Annotated in this window: 20 protein-coding genes; 7 read left to right on the top strand and 13 right to left on the bottom strand. The window is 66.6% G+C overall.

Going from position 1 to position 18,937, the window contains the following annotated elements:
- Positions 1–239 precede the first annotated feature (239 nt).
- Together J0I99_RS04130 and J0I99_RS04125 are read right to left on the bottom strand one after the other, a co-directional pair.
- The gene (locus J0I99_RS04130; protein WP_291396030.1) at positions 240–1,193 is read right to left on the bottom strand and encodes a bifunctional helix-turn-helix transcriptional regulator/GNAT family N-acetyltransferase; all 954 of its coding nucleotides are present in this window, start codon (positions 1,191–1,193) and stop codon (positions 240–242) included.
- The gene (locus J0I99_RS04125; RefSeq protein ID WP_291396028.1) at positions 1,186–2,529 is read right to left on the bottom strand and encodes a M17 family metallopeptidase; all 1,344 of its coding nucleotides are present in this window, start codon (positions 2,527–2,529) and stop codon (positions 1,186–1,188) included. Before J0I99_RS04125 ends, J0I99_RS04130 begins: the two co-directional genes overlap by 8 nt.
- Before the next feature lie 153 nt (positions 2,530–2,682).
- Here J0I99_RS04125 and J0I99_RS04120 point away from each other — a divergent pair, with 153 nt between their 5' ends.
- Positions 2,683–3,468 (top strand): tetratricopeptide repeat protein, encoded by a 786-nt coding sequence (locus J0I99_RS04120; protein ID WP_291396026.1) that lies wholly within the window; start codon positions 2,683–2,685, stop codon positions 3,466–3,468.
- A 52-nt stretch (positions 3,469–3,520) separates the two neighbouring features.
- On the opposite strand, the gene J0I99_RS04115 is transcribed toward J0I99_RS04120, so the two are convergent.
- Together J0I99_RS04115 and J0I99_RS04110 are read right to left on the bottom strand one after the other, a co-directional pair.
- Positions 3,521–4,210, bottom strand: a complete 690-nt coding sequence (locus J0I99_RS04115) for a gamma-glutamylcyclotransferase (protein ID WP_291396024.1) — start codon at positions 4,208–4,210, stop codon at positions 3,521–3,523.
- A 35-nt stretch (positions 4,211–4,245) separates the two neighbouring features.
- The gene (locus J0I99_RS04110) at positions 4,246–4,431 is read right to left on the bottom strand and encodes a hypothetical protein (protein ID WP_291391016.1); all 186 of its coding nucleotides are present in this window, start codon (positions 4,429–4,431) and stop codon (positions 4,246–4,248) included.
- 119 nt (positions 4,432–4,550) lie between these two features.
- Here J0I99_RS04110 and J0I99_RS04105 point away from each other — a divergent pair, with 119 nt between their 5' ends.
- On the top strand, positions 4,551–6,074 hold the full coding sequence (locus J0I99_RS04105) for a winged helix-turn-helix domain-containing protein (protein WP_291391015.1): 1,524 nt from the start codon (positions 4,551–4,553) through the stop codon (positions 6,072–6,074).
- A gap of 202 nt (positions 6,075–6,276) precedes the next feature.
- On the opposite strand, the gene J0I99_RS04100 is transcribed toward J0I99_RS04105, so the two are convergent.
- Positions 6,277–7,182, bottom strand: a complete 906-nt coding sequence (locus J0I99_RS04100) for a LysR family transcriptional regulator (RefSeq protein ID WP_291391014.1) — start codon at positions 7,180–7,182, stop codon at positions 6,277–6,279.
- Positions 7,183–7,288: 106 nt separating this feature from the next.
- Here J0I99_RS04100 and J0I99_RS04095 point away from each other — a divergent pair, with 106 nt between their 5' ends.
- Positions 7,289–7,786 carry a cupin domain-containing protein gene (locus tag J0I99_RS04095; RefSeq protein WP_291391013.1) on the top strand — a complete coding sequence of 166 codons (498 nt, stop codon included), beginning with the start codon at positions 7,289–7,291 and terminating at the stop codon, positions 7,784–7,786.
- 185 nt (positions 7,787–7,971) lie between these two features.
- Here J0I99_RS04095 and J0I99_RS04090 read toward each other — a convergent pair whose 3' ends face one another.
- The 8 genes from J0I99_RS04090 to J0I99_RS04055 form a co-directional block, all read right to left on the bottom strand.
- Positions 7,972–8,982: a type II secretion system F family protein gene (locus tag J0I99_RS04090; protein ID WP_291391012.1), complete on the bottom strand. Its 1,011-nt coding sequence runs from the start codon at positions 8,980–8,982 to the stop codon at positions 7,972–7,974.
- A 10-nt stretch (positions 8,983–8,992) separates the two neighbouring features.
- Positions 8,993–9,970 (bottom strand): type II secretion system F family protein, encoded by a 978-nt coding sequence (locus J0I99_RS04085; RefSeq protein WP_291391011.1) that lies wholly within the window; start codon positions 9,968–9,970, stop codon positions 8,993–8,995.
- A 9-nt stretch (positions 9,971–9,979) separates the two neighbouring features.
- Complete coding sequence (locus tag J0I99_RS04080; RefSeq protein WP_291396022.1) at positions 9,980–11,455, bottom strand: CpaF family protein; 1,476 nt, start codon at positions 11,453–11,455, stop codon at positions 9,980–9,982.
- Between the two features lie 12 nt (positions 11,456–11,467).
- Positions 11,468–12,742: an AAA family ATPase gene (locus J0I99_RS04075; protein ID WP_291396021.1), complete on the bottom strand. Its 1,275-nt coding sequence runs from the start codon at positions 12,740–12,742 to the stop codon at positions 11,468–11,470.
- A 15-nt stretch (positions 12,743–12,757) separates the two neighbouring features.
- Entirely contained in the window at positions 12,758–14,245 is a 1,488-nt protein-coding gene (locus J0I99_RS04070) for a type II and III secretion system protein family protein (RefSeq protein WP_291396019.1), read from the bottom strand.
- A gap of 17 nt (positions 14,246–14,262) precedes the next feature.
- The gene (gene cpaB / locus J0I99_RS04065) at positions 14,263–15,240 is read right to left on the bottom strand and encodes a Flp pilus assembly protein CpaB (RefSeq protein WP_291396017.1); all 978 of its coding nucleotides are present in this window, start codon (positions 15,238–15,240) and stop codon (positions 14,263–14,265) included.
- A 131-nt stretch (positions 15,241–15,371) separates the two neighbouring features.
- Positions 15,372–15,884 (bottom strand): prepilin peptidase, encoded by a 513-nt coding sequence (locus J0I99_RS04060; RefSeq protein ID WP_291396015.1) that lies wholly within the window; start codon positions 15,882–15,884, stop codon positions 15,372–15,374.
- A 132-nt stretch (positions 15,885–16,016) separates the two neighbouring features.
- Positions 16,017–16,199, bottom strand: a complete 183-nt coding sequence (locus J0I99_RS04055; protein ID WP_291396013.1) for a Flp family type IVb pilin — start codon at positions 16,197–16,199, stop codon at positions 16,017–16,019.
- Positions 16,200–16,522: 323 nt separating this feature from the next.
- On the opposite strand from J0I99_RS04055, the gene J0I99_RS04050 reads away from it, so the two are divergent.
- The 4 genes from J0I99_RS04050 to J0I99_RS04035 all read left to right on the top strand — a co-directional run bounded on the left by J0I99_RS04050 (position 16,523) and on the right by J0I99_RS04035 (position 18,914).
- A complete protein-coding gene (locus J0I99_RS04050) occupies positions 16,523–16,969 on the top strand; it encodes a pilus assembly protein N-terminal domain-containing protein (RefSeq protein ID WP_291396012.1) in 447 nt (148 codons plus the stop codon).
- A 137-nt stretch (positions 16,970–17,106) separates the two neighbouring features.
- Positions 17,107–17,673 carry a TadE/TadG family type IV pilus assembly protein gene (locus tag J0I99_RS04045; protein ID WP_291390737.1) on the top strand — a complete coding sequence of 189 codons (567 nt, stop codon included), beginning with the start codon at positions 17,107–17,109 and terminating at the stop codon, positions 17,671–17,673.
- Positions 17,655–18,233 (top strand): TadE/TadG family type IV pilus assembly protein, encoded by a 579-nt coding sequence (locus J0I99_RS04040; protein ID WP_291396010.1) that lies wholly within the window; start codon positions 17,655–17,657, stop codon positions 18,231–18,233. Before J0I99_RS04045 ends, J0I99_RS04040 begins: the two co-directional genes overlap by 19 nt.
- A gap of 57 nt (positions 18,234–18,290) precedes the next feature.
- Positions 18,291–18,914 carry an HAD family phosphatase gene (locus J0I99_RS04035; RefSeq protein ID WP_291390734.1) on the top strand — a complete coding sequence of 208 codons (624 nt, stop codon included), beginning with the start codon at positions 18,291–18,293 and terminating at the stop codon, positions 18,912–18,914.
- Positions 18,915–18,937 lie beyond the last annotated feature (23 nt).

The following is an 18,937-nucleotide window of genomic DNA, read 5'->3' as shown; positions in this document are numbered from 1 at the left end:
TGGGGGTCCCTCGGCGATCACTGCACCACCCCCTCCCTCGTTCCCTCCCCTCAACGGGGAGGGAGGTGACTACAGCGGCAGTTCCCAGTACTCGCCGACCAGGTCCGTGCGGTAACTTTGGCACCGAGCCGCCCCAGCTCCCCTCCCCCTTGAGGGGAGGGGCTGGGGGTGGGGGTCCCTCGGCGACCAACTGCACCACCCCCTCCCTCGATCCCTCCCCTCAACGGGGAGGGAGGTGACTACAGCGGCAGCTCCCAGTACTCACCGACGAGGTCCTTGCCGAAGCTGTGGTGCGGCTTGCTCTCGACCAGGGTGAAGCCGGCGGCGGCATAGAGCTTTCGCGCCGCGACCAGTTCGGACTGGGTCCATAGCCGAATCTTGCGGTAGCGCCGGTCGCGGGCGAAGCGCACCACCTGGTCGACGAGCAGCCGGCCGACGCCGAGCCCGCGCGCCTCCGGTTCGACATAGAGCAGGCGCAGCTGGGCCGTGCCGTTGCCGGCATCGACGACAAAGACCGAGCCGACGATGCGGCCGTCGCGCTCGGCGATCCAGCATGCGTCGGTGAGCGGATCGAACTCCTGCAGGAATTTGCCGCCGATCTCGGCCGCCAGCCCTTCGTACGACCCGTCCCAGCCGAACTCCTCGGCATAGAGCATGGCCTGGCGCGCCGCGACATGGGCCACGTCGCCGACCCGGTGCGGGCGGAGGATGATCGCGGCCCGGTCGTCGCCATGATCGAGCAGGCGCAGGATGGTCCGCATGGCCGCCACCAGCTCGGTCTTCCCGGCATCGCTGAGCGGGCCGATCAGTTCGGCGATGGTGCCGTCGGCGGCGGCATCGATGCTGGCCAGCGCCCTGGCGCCCTCCGCCGTCAGCGCCAGTTCGTTGCGCCGCTTGTCCTCGGCGCTGGGGGTGATGGCGACGAGGCCTGAGGCGACCAATCGCTGCAGCATGCGGCTCAGATAGGCCGGGTCGACGCCCATGGCGCGGGCCAGCGCCGCCGCGTTGCCGTGGCCGGCGGCGGACAGCTCGTACAGCAGGCGCGCTTCGGCCGGACTGTAGTCGGTCCGCGAGTAGTGCTCGTCGTACTGGCCCAGCCAGCGCGCGAAGGCGCGGTTGAAGCGACGGATCTCGGCGAGGTGGTCCTCGGTCATGCCGGCGATGATGCGCCGATCATTGACCTTGTCAACCATACCGTTGCTTTAGGTAGCCATAGACGGCGCGGATGCCCTGGTCGGTGCCACCGAAGGGGCGGCCGGGCCGCGCCTCCGGGGCCCAGGCGTAGATGTCGAGATGCGCCCAGGCCCTCGCCTGCCGGACGAAGCGCCTGAGGAACAAGGCGGCGGTGATCGACCCGGCGAAGGCACTGGCGCCGGCATTGTTCACATCGGCGATCTTGCTCGCGATCATCGATTCGTATGGCGCCCACAGCGGCATGTGCCAGAGCGGGTCGTCGGAGGCGGCGCCGGCGGCCAGGAGGGCGCGCGCGAGCTCGTCGTCGGTGCTGTAGAGCGGCGGCAGCTCCGGACCAAGCGCCGAGCGGGCCGCGCCGGTGAGCGTCGCCATGTCGACGATGAGTTCGGGACTCTCCTCGTCGGCCAGCGCCAGCGCGTCGCCGAGGATGAGCCGGCCTTCGGCGTCGGTATTGCCGATCTCGACCGTCGTGCCGTTGCGGGCGCGCAGGATGTCGCCGGGGCGGAAGGCCGGGCCGGAGATGGCGTTCTCGACGATCGGGATCAGCACGCGCAGGCGGACGCGCAGCTTCGCGTCGATGATGGCGTGCGCCAGCCCCAGGATGTTGGCGGCGCCGCCCATGTCCTTCTTCATCAGCAGCATGCCGGCGGACGGCTTGATGTCGAGGCCGCCGGTATCGAAGGTGACGCCCTTGCCGACCAGCGTGACCCTGGGATCCCTGGCCTTGCCCCAGCTGAACTCGACGAGGCGCGGCGCTTCGGCGGCGGCACGGCCCACGGCATGGATCATCGGGAAATTCTGCTTCAGCAGCTCGTCGCCGGCGATCACCGTGACCTCGAGCTTGTGGCGCTTGGCGAAGGTGCGGATCGCCTTCTCGAGCGCGTCGGGGCCGAGATCGTTGGCCGGGGTGTTGACGAGGTCGCGGGCCAGATAGGCGGCGTCGGACAGGCGCTCGACCTCGGCCTTGTCGGCGCCTTCCACATCGTCGAGTTCGGCCGGGGCGCGGGACTTGCGATAGCGATCGAAACGGTAGGCGCCGAGGCGGAAGGCGAGGGCCGCGAGGGTGGGATCACCGAAATCGCCGGAGAGGCTGTAGCGGCCCGGCTCGAGCGCCGCGGCAGCGCTGCCGAGGAGCAGCCCGGGCCGGCCGGCGGCCTCGCCGAGGCCGAATAGGTAGCCGGCGAGCGCGCCGTCCCCTCCCGGCAGCGCCAGCAGGCGCCCGCGCTGGCCGGAAAAACCGTTTGCCCTGGCCCAGTTGACCGCCGTCGGCGGCAAGGTGTCGGGGAGCTTGCCCTCCGCGACGGCGATGAGGGGGAGCGACTTCGACTTGGCCATCGGCGTGTCCGTTCGATCACGAGGCGGGAGCATTTCATCTACGCCGGTCGACCGGCGGTGACAACGGCGCGCGGCGGGAGCTTAACCCGCTGTTAGGGTTAATCATTTATTGCTGCTGCCATGAGCGCCGCTGGCGCCTGCGAGGAATGTGCCGTGTTACCCCGTCTTTTCCGCCCCGTACCGAAGTCGTTTCGCCTGCTGCTGCTGGCCGGCGTCGCGGCCGTTGCCCTGTCGGCCTGCGCCACCAGCCCGATGACGACGGGCAGCATCGGCGATGCGCCGGCGGCGGGCATGGCCGGCAAGCAGGCGGCGGCCCTCGCCCAGCTGGGCGAGCGCTACAAGAAGAGCCCGGGCGACCGCGCCACCATCCTCTACTATGCCGCCGCGCTCCGGGCGAACGGCCAGAGCCCGCAGGCTGTGGCGGTGCTCGAGAACGGCGTCGCCACGTTCAAGACCGACAAGGAGATGCTGGTCGCCTTCGCCAAGGCGCTCGCCGCCTCGGGCCAGTTCGAGCGGGCGCTCAACGTCATCGACCGGGCCATCGACCCGGCCGCCCCGGGCTGGAACGAGTTGCTGGTCAAGGGCGCGATCCTCGACCAGAGCGGCCGCAACGACGAGGCCCGCCTGCTCTACGGGCAGGCGCTGAAGATCGCCCCCGAGCAGGCCTCGGTGCACGCCAATCTCGGCCTCTCCTACGCCATGACCAACGAGCTCGACAAAGCCGAGTCCGAGCTCCGGCTGGCGGTGAAGATGCGCGGCGCGACCACGCAGGTGCGCCAGAACCTCGCGCTGGTCGTCGGGCTGCAGGGCCGCTTCGACGAAAGCCGCGCCCTGTTCGCCGCCGAACTGCCGCCCGACCAGGTCGAGGCCAACATGGCCTACATCAAGTCGCTGCTCACTCAGCAGAACCGCTGGGACCTGGTGAAGCAGCAGGGGTGAGGCGCACCAAGGCTGGATGGCCGCAGTGGTCATTCATTCGGGTCTGCCCAACTCATCCGGCCGGCAACTTGCCCGGGAAGGCACGTTCGATCCGGTCGGCAATCATCTCCTGCATCCGCCACATCCGGTCGTCGCAAAGACCGAGCCGCTCCAGGTGCAGCACCGTCAGGTAGACGTACTCGGCCATGGTGCCAATCCTCCCAACCGCTCGGGAGAGCGCGTCGGCAACGACCTCGTCCGCCAGATGACCTGCGTAGGCGCTTCCCTTGCCCGGGTGCGTGAACGCGAAGGCCCGCACCACGCCCGCCGGGGTGGCGACCGTCAGCCAGCGGGGCGGAAAAGGTGGTTCCTTGCGCAGAAGTCCCTCGATATTGGCGGCCAGACCCTCGCGCGGCAGCCGATACACCATGCCCTTGCACTGCCCCCCACGATCGAGGGAAAGCGTGTAGCCGGGCGCCTCGGGATTGCCCCGAAACCGTGTGTCGGGTCCGAGGCAGAAGTCGCGATGCCAGCCGCGAACCATACCTGGCCGCTCATCGTCGGACGTGAAGCGCTTGTTCCAGAGTAGCGAGCCAAAGGCGAAGAGCCACATCTCGCCTTGCGAAGGCACCGCGTCGATCAGGGCAGCGGTGGTTGCCGAGTAGTAGCTGTCGGGCGGCGCCTGCTCGCCGTCAGGCTGGTTGGCACCCGGGTTGTCGACCCTCGCGGGCAGGAGGGCCAGGTGCGCCTCAGTCAGCCGCATCTTCCGATGACCATATGCCATTTTCCGGTTCTCCTTCAGCTCAGGAGCTGGATGGCAGCGACGATGCCACAAAGAGCGACCGTCACCGCGGCTAGCCAGGTCAGGATCGCTGGCATCCGTATTGCCTCGCAGACGCCCTCGCCGTCGCTTCGCTCCCGCGATCCCGTGTCTTCCAGGGCGGCCGACTGGGCGTCGATGTAGCCCTCATGGTAGAAGTACATTGCGTTCTCCCCTTGTCGTTTGAACCGACAGCGGGAGTGTTGCCCAGGCGCTACCTGGGGTATTGAAACGTTGCCGAAATCTCGCCGAAAAGTTCCAGGGCCATTCCGAAGCGAGGCAAATGTCGGACCAACGGATCACCTGCGGGCCGTTTGCAGTCGATCTGGTCGCAAAGCTGGCGACCCGGAACGGCGAGCCCCTGCCAATCGGGCACCGGGGCGTTGCGCTGTTGGCCAGCCTGTTCGGGCGCCCGGGTGAGGTGCTTACCAAGACCGAACTGCTGGACGCAGCCTGGGGCAGCGCTGCGATCGAGGAAAGCAACCTCTCGGTGCAGGTCGCGGCCTTGCGCAAGGTGCTCGGCCCCTCGCCCACGGGAGGCGAGTGGATCGTCACCGTGCCCCGCGTCGGCTACCGGTTTGCGTCACCGGCGATTCCCTCGCCAGCCAACAGCGAACGGTCCTCGGTCGCGGTACTTCCGTTCGTCAACCTCAGCAGCGATCCTGAGCAGGCTTTCTTCGCCGATGGTCTCGCCGAGGAGATCATCGTCGCCCTCGGCAGGCTGCCCGGATTGCTGGTGATCGCGCGCAACTCGAGCTTTGCCTACCGGGGGAGCGACGTCGACGTGCGCAAGGTCGGCAGCGATCTCGACGTGCGCTACGTGCTCTCCGGCAGCGTGCGGCGTGGCGGCAACCGGGTGCGCATGAGCGCGCAGCTCGCCGACGCGGGCAGCGGCGCGCACCTCTGGGCCGAGACCTTCGACCGCGAGTTGGCGGACGTCTTCGCCATCCAGGACGAAGTGACCCGGCGCATCGTCGACGCCCTCAAGCTGAAGCTGACGCCAGCGCAGACGGCAGGCGCGACGGACGGGGGGACCAACGACATCGCGGCACTGGATCTGTTGATGCGCGGCCGCGCTATCCTGAACGGACCGACCCAGAACCTCGAGGTGCATAGGCGCACGATCGACCTGATCGGGCGCGCCATCAAGCGCGATCCGTCCTACGTGGACGCCATCGGCGAGCTCGCGATCGCGTACCACGTAGACTACTTGAATCGGTGGACCGAGGATCCCGACGGCTCGCTCAGGGAGGCGCAGCGCCTGGGGGATCGAATGGTCGAGCTGGCGCCCAACCACCAGTTCGGACACTTCGTCGTCGCCCTTACCGCAATGGTCGCCCGCGATTTCGACCGATTCCGTCGCGAGGCCGCGATCACTGTCGCTCTCAACCCCGATGCCGGGATTGCCAGCGATCTGCAGGGGCACCTCAGTCTCGCCAACGAGGTGCCGCTCGAGGCCATTCCCCACTTCGAGCGGTGCATGCGGCTTGACCCGTCGTTGAGCGCGACGATCTTGTATCTGCAATTTCTGGGCAGGGCCTATTTCTACGGCGGCCGCTACGAAACGGCGGTGGCGGTGTTCCGCGAGCGCATCCTCCTGATGCCCGACACCGACGCGTCGCGTGGATACCTGGCCGCCGCCCTTGGCCATCTCGGCAAGGTCGAGGAAGCGCGACAGGTCTGGTCCGAGCTGATGGCGATCAATCCAGGCTACGTCATGGCTGAGCGGCTCAACCGCACCGCCGTCCAGCCGAGGCAGATCGAAATGGTCCTTGCGGGGGCGCGGAAGGCCGGACTAACGGTGTGAGAACGGCCCACAGGCGAGGTCGCGACGTCTGCCCTTGCCTGTCGGTTCAACGCATCGCTGCAACACACTCAGCGAAGTTCTCCGCCGGGGTTTGACAGATTTGAGCCCACCGCGCCTGGCGGACGCTCGCTTGCGATCTCGTGTCTTCGCTTCCGGTCACGCGTCAGTCTCGCGCCAGTTGCTCCCACGCTTCTGGCCGCCGTCAGTGCCAGTCCACGTCGCCCGGCGATGAACGGCGAGACAACCTTGGCCCCAGCGAGACGATGAAGTCAGCGACAGCGCGCACCCGAGCTGTGCGAGCGAGATCACGATGCATGACGAGCCACGCATCGATCGAAAGCACCTGTTCCGGTGGCACCACGCAAACGAGGCCCTGATCGCCGTCGGCTGCGAAGCACGGGAGGATGGCGAGACCCATACCAGCACGGCAGGCATCGAACAGCAGTCGCGTCGTATTTACCCGAAGCGATATCCGCGATGCGGCAGCATGCTCCGCCAGCCAGGCGCCGCCGCGAAGGTTGGCCATCTCATCGATCCACGAGACGACCTCGACCTTGCCAAAGTCCACCGAGCCGTCCCCCAGTTGCCGGGCCATTGCATAGCCGGTGGAGGCATAGACGGCGAGATCGACCGCCCCGACCCGCCGCATCAGCAGGTCGCCCTTGTCCGGACGGACCGTCCTCAACGCCAGGTCAGCGTCGCGGCGCGTCAGGTTCGAAAGATCGACGCGGGCAAGCAGCTCTATCGAGATCAGCGGATTGCTGCTGCAGAAGCCAGGGAGAGCCGGCACAACCACCATTGTTGCGAGGTCCTCGGTGGTCGCGACCCGCACCCGGCCGGCCAGCCTCAGGTCAGCACCAATCGTCTCGCGCTCAAGCGAAAGCACCGCTTCCTCGGCCTCTTCGGCCTTGGCGAGGACAACCGTGCCCGTCTCGGTCAGCACGTACCCCGTCGAGCGCCGCTCGAACAATTGCGCCCCGAGCTTGTCCTCGAGCGCGTCCACGTGGCGGCCAACTGTTGCGGCGCTGCTTTTCAGGGCTCGTGCGGCGTCCGTGAGGCTACCGGTTCGCGCCACGGCGAGGAAGTGCCGAAGGTCATCCCACTCCACAGCAGCCCCAGAAATGAAAAACGGCCCCTCGGTTTTTGCTGTAGCACGTTGCCGGCCGCCGGCGCCAATGTCCTCATGGTAACACCTTCAAAGCCGGGAGGTCCAAATGAAGGTAGCATTTGAAGAAACGATCGACGTGATGCTCAAGCCGAAGTTCCTGACGCCGGGGGCAGGGCTGCGGCTGCAGTCGGGTCCCGGACGGGATCTCATCTTCAAGGTGACCGGCGAAGACACGGCCGGCAAGTTCGACTATTTCGTCGTTGAGGTGGCGCCGCATGGCGGTCCGCCGCTGCACGTCCACCACCGGCAGGAAGAAACGCTGCAGGTCCTGACGGGACGCTTCAAGGTTCGCTGCGGCGACCGGACTGAAATCGTCGAAGAGGGCGGCTTCGTGTATTTGCCTGCCGGCGTGCCGCACGCCTTCCTCAATCTCACCGATCAGCCGGCCGAGGTGCTTGTCGTCTACGTGCCGGGGGGCGGCCACAAGTTCTACGAGGAACTGGGACCGGTGGCGCGCGCCGCAACGCCCGACCGGGCGGCAATCGCAGCAGTCTTCACCCGCCACGGCATGACGCTGCTCGGGCCCCCGCTTGACCGCGACTGACGACGGTTGCGTCGGCCCTGCCGAATGGTCAGGTTGCGGGTGGGCACGGCCCGGCGCTAGTCGGTGGTGCGGCACGAAGTCAGCTTGTGGCGCAATGCGGACGGAGTGCTGTCTGTTGCGGAAAGCGAAAAAGGCGCCCATCGGGCGCCTTCCAATAGCGTCTGCTCTGCCCTGCCCTCTTCCTCTCAGCCCCCGCCGTTGAAGTAGCTCTGCGAGAACACGCGGATGATGGCGGGGGAGATGATGACGATGAACAGCACCGGCAGGAAGAACACGATCAGCGGCACGGTCAGCTTGGGCGGCAGGGCGGCGGCCTTCTTTTCGGCTTCCATCATGCGCGCCTCGCGGCCTTCCTCGGCCATCACGCGCAAGGACGAGCCGACCGAGGTGCCGTGCCGCTCGGCCTGGATCAGGGCCTGCATCACCGACTTCACGTTGTCCAGCCCGGTGCGCTTGCCGAGGTTCTCGTAGGCGCGGGTGCGGTCCTCGAGGAAGCTCAGTTCGGCCGTGGTGAGGGTCAGTTCCTCGGCCAGTTCGACGCTCTGGGCGCCCATTTCCTTGGCGACGCGCTTCAGCGCATGTTCCACCGACATGCCGGCTTCGACGCAGAGCAGCACCAGGTCGAGCGCATCGGGCCAGGCGCGGCGGATGGACTGCTGCCGCTTGATGGTCTGGTTCTTGAGCAGCACGTTCGGCAGGTAGGCGCCGATGAGGCCGATGAGCAGGGCGTAGATGGCGTTCATCCATAGCGGCTTGTCCTTGAACACCGTGAGCGCCAGGTAGCCGAACGAGAGGATGAACAGCGCGAACGGGGTGACGAAGCGGATGAACAGCCAGGTGGTCATGGCCGACTGGCCGCGATAGCCGGCGCGGGCCAGCTTCTCGGCGGTGTTTTCGTCGGCGAACGCCTTTTCGAGCGAGAAGCGCTCGACGACGTTCTTCATGTAGTCCTTGCCCTGCGCCTGCCGGATGGTGCGGGTCGGCTGGTCCGGGTCGGCCGAGCCGCGCAGGCGCGCCATTTCCTGGGCCCGCATCTTCTCGCGCTCGAGCGCCACGCGCTTGATGCGCTGGCGCATCTTCGAGCCACCGGAGAGGAAGGTCGCCCCGATCGAGAACACCACGGCCGCCGCGGCCACCGCGGCGAGCACGGCGATCAGGAACTGGGTGCTGGTGAGGGTGTCGATGATCCGTTGCACGCCGGGCTCCTCAGACGTCGAACTGGATCATGCGGTTCATGATGAACCCGCCCATGAACATGAGGATGGCGGCAACGCCGAGCATGATGTTGCCGATCTGGGTCTCGATCATCGGCAGCAGGTAGTTCGGCGTGGTCAGCGACACCAGGATGGCGACGATGATGGGCAGCGAGCCGATGATGCCGGCCGAGGCCTTGGCTTCCGACGACATGGCCTTGACCTTGGCCTTCATCTTCTTGCGGTTGCGCAGCACGCGAGCCAGGTTGCCCAGCGCTTCGGAGAGGTTGCCGCCGGCCTGCGCCTGCACGGTGATGACGACGATGAAGAAGTTCACCTCCGGCAGCGGCACGCGGTCGTAGAGCGTGGTCACCGCTTCCTGGATGGTCTTGCCGACCGACTGCTGGTCGAGGACCTTCTGGAAGTCCGACTTGATCGGTTCCTTGGCCTCCTTGGCGACCAGCCGCATCGAGTCGTTGAGCGGCAGGCCGGACTTCACGCCGCGCACGATGGCTTCCACCGCGTTGGGCAGTTCGTCGAGGAAGGCGTTCTGGTAGCGCTTGCGGCGGTGCTTCATGTACATGCGCGGCAACAGGTAGGCGCTGGTGAGCCCGAAGATGATCCAGTAGTACCACTCCAGCTGCAGCACGAAGCAGATCACGGCGACGACGAGGCCGGTGATCACCGAATTGCGGATGAAGCCGGCGGGCTTGATCTTCATGCCGGCCTGGTAGAGCTGGTCGCGCAGCGGAACGTGCTTCTTCTTGCGCTCCAGCGCCTGGGTCTGGGCCTTGAGGGTCTGCTGCAGTTCCTTGCGGCGGGTGTCGCGGGTGCGGCTGGCATCGGCGGCGAGCCGGTTGGTGCGCACGTCGCCCTGCATGGCCTTGATGCGCTTGTCGGCCCGGCCACTGCCCAGCAGCGAGGGCACCAGGGCGAAGCCGAGGGCCCCGACGCAGACGGCAGCAAGAATGGCGAGAATGATCGGGTTCATGCGCGGGCCCTATGCACCAAGGATTTCGTGCTGCTCGATGTTGGAGCGTTCGAGCGCCTCGACGAGGTTCGGCTCCTCGTTGAAGTAACGGGCGCGCTCGGTGAAGTTCGGCTTGGTGATGCCGGTCGAGCGGTGGCGGCCGACCAGGTTGCCGTTCGCGTCCTCGCCGAGGATGTCGTAGAGGAAGACGTCCTGGGTAACGATGACGTCGCCTTCCATGCCCAGCACCTCGGAGATGTGGGTGATGCGGCGCGAACCGTCGCGCAGGCGCGCGGCCTGCACGATCACGTCGATCGAGGAACAGATCATCTCGCGGATGGTGCGGCTGGGCAGCGCGTAGCCGCCCATGGTGATCATGGATTCGAGACGCGACAGCGCCTCGCGCGGGCTGTTGGCGTGGAGCGTGCCCATCGAGCCGTCGTGGCCGGTGTTCATCGCCTGCAAGAGGTCGAACGCCTCCGGTCCGCGCACCTCGCCCACGATGATGCGCTCGGGACGCATGCGCAGGCAGTTCTTGACCAGGTCGCGCATGGTGATCTCGCCCTCGCCCTCGAGGTTAGGCGGACGGGTTTCGAGGCGCACCACGTGCGGCTGCTGCAGCTGCAGTTCGGCCGAGTCCTCGCAGGTGATGACTCGCTCATCCTTTTCGATGAACCCGGTCAAGCAGTTGAGCAGCGTCGTCTTGCCCGAGCCGGTACCGCCGGAGATCAGGATGTTGGCGCGCACGCGGCCGAGAATGCGCAGCACTTCGGCGCCCTCGGGCGAGATCGAGCCGTACTTGACCAGCTGCTGGAGGGTCAGCTTGTCCTTCTTGAACTTGCGGATGGTGAGCGCGGCGCCATCGATAGCGAGCGGCGGGGCGATCACGTTGACGCGGGAACCGTCGGGCAGGCGCGCGTCGCAGATCGGCGAGCTCTCGTCGACGCGGCGGCCGACCTGGCTCACGATGCGCTGGCAGACGTTCATCAGGTGCGCATCGTCGCGGAAGCGGACATTCGTAAGCTTCACCTTGCCGCCGACCTCGATGTAGCACTTCTGCGACCCGTTCACCATGATGTCGGCGATGTCGTCGCGGGCCAGCAGCGGCTCGAGCGGGCCGTAGCCGAGCACGTCGTTGCAGATGTCCTCGAGCAGGTCTTCCTGCTCGGAGATCGACATGATGATCGACTTGAGCGCGATGATTTCCGCAACGATATCGCGGATTTCCTCGCGCGCCGTCTCCTGCTCCATGGTGGCGAGCTGAGAGAGGTCGATCGAGTCGATCAGGGCGTTGAAGATCGCCGACTTGGTCTGGAAGTACTCCTTGTCGCGCGTAGCCGCCTCGGGGCTGCGCACGTCGACGATTTCGTCGGGGCGCTTCTGCGCATCGAGGGCGCGCGACGGCTCGGGCCGCGTCGGGGCCGGAACCACCGGTGCCACGGCCGGGCGCGGGACCGCCGCGGCGCCGGGCGTATTGCCTCCGAAACTGGTACGCTTGCCGAACATCTAGGGAGCCTTTCAGGCGCGCTTCTTCTTGAGGAAGGGGAGCTTGAGGCCTGCCGCCCGGGCGGCGGCGCGCTCGGGCGCGGTGCGCCCGGTGACGTGCATGCCGATCAGGCGGAAGACCTCGTTGGCCTTGTTGCTGGCGGCGACCTCGGCGATCATCTGCCCGTTATTGGCCGCCGTGCCGAAGGTAGCGGCATCGAAGCCGATCTGGCCGAGCAGCCGGCATTCGACCGAGGTGGCGAACTCGCCGGGCGCGATTTCGGGGCGACGCGGCACGCCGACCTTGTTGACCACCAGCAGCGGCTCGCTCTCGGTCGGACGCAGCGCCTTGATGGTGTCGGAGAGATTCTTGGCGTTGCGCAGGTTGGCGAGGTCCGGCTCGGCGACGATGACGATCTCGTCGATGGTGGCGATGGTGTAGCGCACCCAGGCCGTCCATTCGTGCGGCAGGTCGAGGATGACCACCGGGGTGGACTTCTGGCTCAGCTCGACGATCTGCTCGAACTCGCGCTCCTCGAAATCGAAGCTGCGATCGAGCATGGCCGGCGCGGTCAACAGGCTGACGTGGTTGGCCGCCTTGCTCATCAGGCGGTCCAGCATGGTCTGGTCCATCTTCTGGCTGTTGCCGATGGCGTCGGCGATGCCGTGCGGCGGATCCTGGTTGAAGTTCAGGCCGGCGGTGCCGAAGGGGAAATCGAGGTCGAGGATCAGCGTGTCCTGGCGCAGGTGCTGGCTGATGGCCCAGGCGACGTTGTGGGCCACGGTGGAACTGCCCGCGCCGCCCTTGGCGGCGATGAAGCCGATGGTGCGGCCGATCGGGGCGGCGCCCTCGGCGGCGAACAGCTCGGTGATGGCCGAGACGATCGTGTGGGCGGAGGCCGGCAGCACGATGTATTCGGACACGCCCGAGCGGATCAGTTCGCGATACAGCAGCACGTCGTTGGCGTGGCCGAGCACGATCAGGCGGGTCGCGGCGTCGCAGACCTCGGCGAGGCGCGCGAGCGCGCCGGGGATCTCGTCGGTCGGCAGCGAGGTCTCGACCAGGATCAGGTTCGGGGTCGGGTTGGAGCGATAGGTCTCGACCGCGCCCTCGAGGCCGCCATTGTGCGTGGTGAGCGCGACCTTGGACATGCGCCGGTCGTGCACGGCGGACTCGACCAGTTGCGCCGTTTGCGAATGCTCGCAGAAGGCCTGGATGGTGATGCGCGGGATGAGCCGGGCGCCGGACGCGACATCGAGGGCCGGTTCCTCGGCGGCCTTGCCGCCAGTGCCGGAGAGCAGACTCATGACAAACTCACTCCATCAATCGAGCAGGAACCCGACGCTTCCGTCGTAGCTGCCGCGCGTGCCGGCCGGACCGACACCGTACATCGTCTCGATGCGCCCGAGGAAAATAGCCTCGGCATCGTTAGCAAAAACCATCCGATCGGTCGGAAGTTCTGGCGTTTCCTCCGTGCCCTGCGCCAGGTAGGGCGTGACGAGGATCACCAGTTCGGTCTGCGAGCGGATGAAGTCGCGCGAGCGGAACAGCGCGCCCAGGATCGGGATATCACCCAGCCCCGGCAGGCGATGCACCTGGGCCCGGGTCTGCTCCTGGATCAGGCCGCCGATGGCCAGCGTCATGCCGGTGCCGATCTCGACCGTGGTCTTGGCCTGGCGCTTCTTGATTCCGGGCAGGGTCACGCCGCCGACGGTGATGCTGCCTTCGGGGCTGAGCTCGGAACTCGACGTATCGACGACGAGGCCGATCTGGCCGTTCGACTTGATGGTGGGCGTGAAGTTCAGGGTCACGCCGAAGTCCTGGTAGGCAAAGGACACGGTGTTGTCCGACACGCCGGTGGGCACGGGGAACTGGCCGCCGGCCGTGAACGAGGCGGTCTCGCCAGAGAGCGCGGTCAGCACCGGTTCGGCAAGCGTGCGCGCGGCGCCGCGCTGCTCCATGGCCCGGATCTGGGCATCGATGGTGAACGGACCCGCAGTGACGCCGAGATCGACGCCGTTGTTGGTGAACAGGTTCGACACGCCCCCGACGGGCTGCTTGGACACGAAGCTGGTGGTCAGCCCGCCGCCATCGTAGCTGCCCGACAGGTTGATGCCGAACTCCTTGGCGAGGCTGCGGTTGACCTCGGCCACGGTCACCTTGAGCATGACCTGCTGCGAGCCGCCGACATTGAGCACGCTCGTCACGTTGTCCTGCCCGCCGGCGAACTGGGCTGCGATCGACAGCGCCTTGTGGGCGTCGTCGGCGCTGTTGGCGCTGCCCGACAGCACGATGCGGTTGATGATGGTGCCGTCGGCGGTGGTCATCGCCACCGCCTCGACGTCGATGCTGGAGTTGGGGATCACCTTGGAGAAGGTGTCGCGCAGCACGGCGGCGACGCTCGCGCTGTTGTTGTTGTAGCCCTTGGTGCTGACGTCGAGCACGACGATGGTGCGACCCGCGGCATCCATGAAGAAGATGTTGGTGTCGCCGGCGCCGACCGCCTGGACGATGGCGCGCCGCTTGTTGCGCAGGATGGCGGTGGCGACGTCGGGCTGCGACACCACGACTTCCTGCACGTCGACCGGCAGGTCGATGAGCATGGACTTGTTGACGTCGAGGCTGACAGCCTGGGTCGAACCGAAGCTCTGGGCCGTCAGCCTGATATGGGTGGTCTCGGCGGCGAGGGTGCCCGCCATGCCGAGCGGCGCGAGCCCGAGCGTGACGCCGATCGCGGTGGCGGCGAGCATCAGGCGCAGCGTGCCGGCAAGCAGGCCGCGCGCCGGGCGGGCGGTGGGAGCCGATGTCATCAGGTAATCCTCACGCATCATTGCACCTGCTCTTCCGAGCCGGCGGGTTGGGTGGCCAGCTGACGGTCGATGGCCGATTCATCGACCACCTGGGACTCGCCGGCGGGCGCGGCCGGGGGCGGCGTAGCATCCGGGCTGGCAGCAGGCTCGGCGTAGGCCGCGTCGCTGACCGCGGCGTCGGCGGCGCCCGCGTCGGTGGGCATGATCGACTGGTCACGCCCGAAGCGGATCATCTTGATGGCGCGGCTGGTTTCGTTCCGGATGGCGTCGTCGGGGGTCTGGGCGAAGTCCGCGATCGAGCGCAGCACGACGGCGAGCTTGCCCAGCCGCGTCGCGTTGATCAGCAGTTCGCCCTGGGCCGGGGTCAGCTCGAGCGTCGCCACGGTGCCGCCCTGGAAGGTGTCGACGGTGGCGCCGCTGGTGTCCTCGCCCTCCTTCTTGGCGGCCTGGTTGACCTGGCCGAGGCGGGTGCCTATGGCCAGCACCTTGACGTTGGCGAGGATGGTCTGGCTCACGCCGGCGCGGGTCAGGACGACATCGACGCGGTCGTTGGGGACCACGAAGCCACCGGCCGCGGCGTCGGCGCTGACCGGCACCGATACGCCGCGCATGCCCTTGGGCAGCACGGCGGAGAGATAGCCCTGGTCGGATCTCACCAGCTTCTGGTCGGAAACCGGCTCGCCGGTAAAGATCTCGAAGCGGGCGACGGTGCCGCTCATCTGGGTCAGGGCGTCCGGCAGCTCGGCCTGGGTGATGTATTCGTCGCGGACGGCCAGTTCGGGCCAGTCCTGCCACTCGATGGCGTCCTGGGTCAGCCGCTGGCCGACGCCGATCGGGGCTTTCGCGACGAGGATCTTGGCCTTCTTTTCCTCGACCACCTGGGTCGGGCCGGGCACCGCCACCTGCTGTGGAGCCCCCTGGCGCATCGCGAGGTATGCCGCCAATCCGCCCGCCAGCAACGCCACGAACAGCAGGATGATACGCGAGGCACGCATGGCCCAGACTCCAAGCCGACTGAGCCCCCAAAGGCCCGGTTACACTTGCAATCAACTATCGATGCAAAGGGTCAAAGTTTGGTTAATCGATGCTTGTCAATTACGGTTAACGCGCCGTATCGCGATGACTTTCAGCCGAGCAATCGCTGGAAGATCGTGCTGGTCGGATAGACCAGCACCGCCGCCGCGGCGAGCGCGAGGCCATAGGGGACGCCGGTCTTGGCATCGTGGAGCCGGTCGATCCAGACCACGGTCTTGAGCTGGGGCGGCAGCGGAAAGCGACGCACGGCCAGCAAGGCGAGGGTCAGGCTGCCGCCAAGCAGCGACGCATAGAGCAGGTAGGGCAGCATGTTAGACAGGCCGAACCACAGGGTGGTCGCGGCGATCAGCTTGGCGTCGCCGCCGCCGATCCAGCCGAAGGCAAAGAAGCTGAACGCCACCAGCAGCACCACGACGGCAACGAGAACGTGCATGCCGATCTGCTCGAGCGGCAACCCGGCGAGCAGCGCGATCGCCAGGAACGCGACGACGACGACGAGCACCAGCTTGTTGGTGATGCGCATGGTGAACAGGTCGGAGAAAGCCGCAAAGGCCATCAGCGCGGGGAACACGAACAGCAGCGGGATGGTGATGAAGCTCGGCATGACCTGGTCGGCAGTTGGGACGGACCGGGGGTCCGGCGGCGCGCCAGTGTCCGCCGTTCGTGGTTAACAAACCCGAAATGAGAAAGGGACCCGTGCGGGTCCCTTTCGCAATTCTTGCCCCAATCGGCTGGATCAGCCGGCGTTGGTCGTCGCGGTATCGAGCTTGGTCGAGATCGTCTCGAACAGGCCCGAGAGGCTGCCGCCGAGGGCGGTGGCGGCGGCGATGATGCCGACGGCGATGAGGGCGGCGATCAGGCCATATTCGATGGCGGTCGCGCCGGACTCGTCATTCACGAAACGAGCAACAGTGTTCATTCTTGGCTCCTTGCACACGTCATTCTTGTGATCGCATCATTTGATGCGTCTGCACCGTTCGATACGTCACACATCGAACATGGCCAAACGCTACCGCTCGACCTCTTGACAACGAGTTAATGTTGGAGGCCTGAAAGCCCCGGAATACAAGGCTTTTGCGCATGCTGAGCAGAGCGTTAAAGCGGTCGCTCAAATTGATCTGCTCGTGACGCAAGTATTTCCGCACGCGGGCGATGCGCGTTACGGACGGCAGGGCGTTTGCGAATTGTTCACCATTCCGCGCAACACTCTGTTTGCGTTCGAGTACCGTTCCAGGGTCACCCATGTCCTTCCGTTCCAGCCTTGCCGCATTCCTTGCGCTGCCGATGCTCATGGCACCAGCCCTGGCGCTCGCCGAGACGGCGCCGGTCAGCGTCAAGGTGAACATGGCGCGGATCCTGAGGATCAGCGCCCCGGCCTCGACCGTCATCATCGGCAACCCGGCGATCGCCGACGTCACCATCCAGGACCCGCAGACCCTGGTTCTGACCGGCAAGGCCTATGGTCAGACCAACCTGATCGTGCTGGACGGCAAGGGCAGCCCGATTGCCGACACCATGGTCGAGGTGGTGCAGGACATGGCCGGCGTCGTCACCGTCTATCTCGGCAACAAGCGTACCAGCCTCGCCTGCGAGCCGACCTGCCAGCCGACCATCATGCTGGGCGACGACAGCAGCTTCACCAGCGATACGATCAGCGCCTCTAAGTCGGTCGAGTCGGCGGCGCAGTAACGCGGCGTTAAGCATGGCGCGCCATCGCAAGCAAATGGCGCGATCCTACTAACCAATCTCTAGCTCGTTGCTACTAGGCTCCGCTGCGCAGTGGTATTGGGGCTTCCATGCGCCGGCGTGATGGTTTGCTGAAGCGATTGAGAACGACGCTCGTGCGGTTCCGCCGCGACGAGAGGGCGGTGACGCTCATCGAGTTCGGCATCCTCGCCCTGCCCTTCTTCACCATCATTGCCGCCATTCTGGAGACCGCCCTGGTGTTCCTCGCCGGGCAGATCCTCGACAGCGCGGTGCAGGATTCGGCGCGCCTCGTGCGCACCGGCCAGGCGCAGACGGCGGGCTATGACAGCGACGATTTCCGCGCCGCCGTCTGCGCCGGCCTTTACGGCATCTTCGACTGCAGCAAGGGCGCGGGCGCCAAGCTGCGCATCAACGTCGCCGTCATCTCGGACTTCGCCGAGGCCACCACCGGCTATCCGCTGAAGACCGGAGGAGACTGCACCGCCGACGAGTGCGACTGGACGCTGGCCGACGACTATGTGCCGGGCGCCGGCGGCAACGTGGTGCTGGTGCAGGCCTTTTACAAATGGCCCACGCTGGTCAACCTGCCCGGCTTCAACCTGCAGTCCCTGCCCGACGGCTCGCGCCTGCTCGGCTCTTCCCGCGTGTTCAGAAACGAGCCTTTCGGATGCAGCGACTGTACCTGATCCCGCGCCGGCTCAGGACCTTCCTGAGGGATACGCGCGCCGTCGCGGCGGTCGAGTTCGCGCTCGTCCTGCCGCTGATGCTGGCGCTCTATCTCGGCTCGGTCGAGGCGGCGCGGCTGTACACGGCGGACCGCAAGGTGGCGACGCTGGCGAGCGCGGTAGCGGACCTGGTCTCGCGCGAGAAGGACAAGATCGCGCAGTCGATGCTCAACGACTACTTCACCGCCGCCGCCAACATCATGCAGCCGCTGAATACGACCGGGCTGAGCCAGGTGGTGTCGCTGGTCAAGATCGCCTCGGACGGCACGGCCACGGTCAAGTGGAGCGCCAAGAGCGGCAATGGCACGGCGCGCGAGGTCGACAGTCCCTTCCCGCTCGCAGCGACAACCAAGATCAACCAGCTGGCCAGGGGCTCCAGCGGCTGGCTGATCGCGGCGGAGGTCACCTACCCCTACCATCCGATCGTCGGCTACATCATCGCCGACACCGTCGACCTCAAGCATGTCGAATACTTCCTGCCGCGCTTCGAGCACGAGATCACGCTCGACACCGCCAACTGAGCTTGCCCCCGTGCCGAGGCCGTGCCATAGGCCGACATCCCAGCACGAGGCGAACCGATGCACGATACCCTTATCCCCGTCTTCGACCTCGGCGGCGTGTTCGTCGACTGGAACCCGATGTACCTGTTCCGCAAGCTCTTTCCGAACGAGGAAGAGGCGCAGTGGTTCTGGGACAACATCTGCACCAGGGATTGGAACCTCGAGTTCGACGCCGGCGACATCTTCGCCGAGGGCGTTGCCAAGCTCATCACCCGCTACCCGCGCTACTGGCGCGAGATCCAGGCCTTCGACCTGCGCTGGAAGGAAACCATCGGGGAGTTCATTCCCGGCACGATCGCCATCCACGACGAGCTCATCGCCAACGAGGTCCCGACCTTCGCCATCACCAATTTCTCCTGGGAGAAGTGGGTCAGCTGCCTCGGCGAGTGGCCGTTCCTCGAAAAGTTCGACGGCGTCGTGGTCTCGGGCCTCGAGGGGCTGGTGAAGCCCGATCCGCGGCTCTACCGCGTGTTCTGCGAGCGCTATGCGCTGGCGCCCGAGATGTGCGTGTTCATCGACGACAGCGAGCCCAACGTCATCGCGGCGCGCAAGTTCGGCATGCACTCGATCCATTTCCAGGGCGACACCAAGGCGCTGCGCAAGGAACTGATCGGGCTGGGGCTGCCGCTCAAGGCAAAGTAGCGAATGGCGAATAGTTCTCGCCC

It is taken from the genome of Devosia sp. (assembly GCF_017307495.1).
In the GTDB taxonomy this organism is placed as follows: domain Bacteria; phylum Pseudomonadota; class Alphaproteobacteria; order Rhizobiales; family Devosiaceae; genus Devosia_A.
The sequence above is the reverse complement of the archived record's forward strand: the minus strand, read 5'-3'. Positions and strand labels throughout refer to the sequence as shown.

Excerpts from the sequence above, each read along its gene's own strand:
- J0I99_RS04130 (WP_291396030.1), bottom strand. The coding sequence starts at position 1,193 with ATGGTTGACAAGGTCAATGATCGGCGCATCATCGCCGGCATGACCGAG.
- J0I99_RS04125 (WP_291396028.1), bottom strand. The coding sequence starts at position 2,529 with ATGGCCAAGTCGAAGTCGCTCCCCCTCATCGCCGTCGCGGAGGGCAAG.
- J0I99_RS04115 (WP_291396024.1), bottom strand. The coding sequence starts at position 4,210 with ATGCGGCTGACTGAGGCGCACCTGGCCCTCCTGCCCGCGAGGGTCGAC.
- J0I99_RS04110 (WP_291391016.1), bottom strand. The coding sequence starts at position 4,431 with ATGTACTTCTACCATGAGGGCTACATCGACGCCCAGTCGGCCGCCCTG.
- J0I99_RS04105 (WP_291391015.1), top strand. The coding sequence starts at position 4,551 with ATGTCGGACCAACGGATCACCTGCGGGCCGTTTGCAGTCGATCTGGTC.
- J0I99_RS04095 (WP_291391013.1), top strand. The coding sequence starts at position 7,289 with ATGAAGGTAGCATTTGAAGAAACGATCGACGTGATGCTCAAGCCGAAG.
- J0I99_RS04085 (WP_291391011.1), bottom strand. The coding sequence starts at position 9,970 with ATGAACCCGATCATTCTCGCCATTCTTGCTGCCGTCTGCGTCGGGGCC.
- J0I99_RS04080 (WP_291396022.1), bottom strand. The coding sequence starts at position 11,455 with ATGTTCGGCAAGCGTACCAGTTTCGGAGGCAATACGCCCGGCGCCGCG.
- J0I99_RS04075 (WP_291396021.1), bottom strand. The coding sequence starts at position 12,742 with ATGAGTCTGCTCTCCGGCACTGGCGGCAAGGCCGCCGAGGAACCGGCC.
- J0I99_RS04070 (WP_291396019.1), bottom strand. The coding sequence starts at position 14,245 with ATGACATCGGCTCCCACCGCCCGCCCGGCGCGCGGCCTGCTTGCCGGC.
- cpaB (WP_291396017.1), bottom strand. The coding sequence starts at position 15,240 with ATGCGTGCCTCGCGTATCATCCTGCTGTTCGTGGCGTTGCTGGCGGGC.
- J0I99_RS04060 (WP_291396015.1), bottom strand. The coding sequence starts at position 15,884 with ATGCCGAGCTTCATCACCATCCCGCTGCTGTTCGTGTTCCCCGCGCTG.
- J0I99_RS04055 (WP_291396013.1), bottom strand. The coding sequence starts at position 16,199 with ATGAACACTGTTGCTCGTTTCGTGAATGACGAGTCCGGCGCGACCGCC.
- J0I99_RS04050 (WP_291396012.1), top strand. The coding sequence starts at position 16,523 with ATGTCCTTCCGTTCCAGCCTTGCCGCATTCCTTGCGCTGCCGATGCTC.
- J0I99_RS04040 (WP_291396010.1), top strand. The coding sequence starts at position 17,655 with ATGCAGCGACTGTACCTGATCCCGCGCCGGCTCAGGACCTTCCTGAGG.
- J0I99_RS04035 (WP_291390734.1), top strand. The coding sequence starts at position 18,291 with ATGCACGATACCCTTATCCCCGTCTTCGACCTCGGCGGCGTGTTCGTC.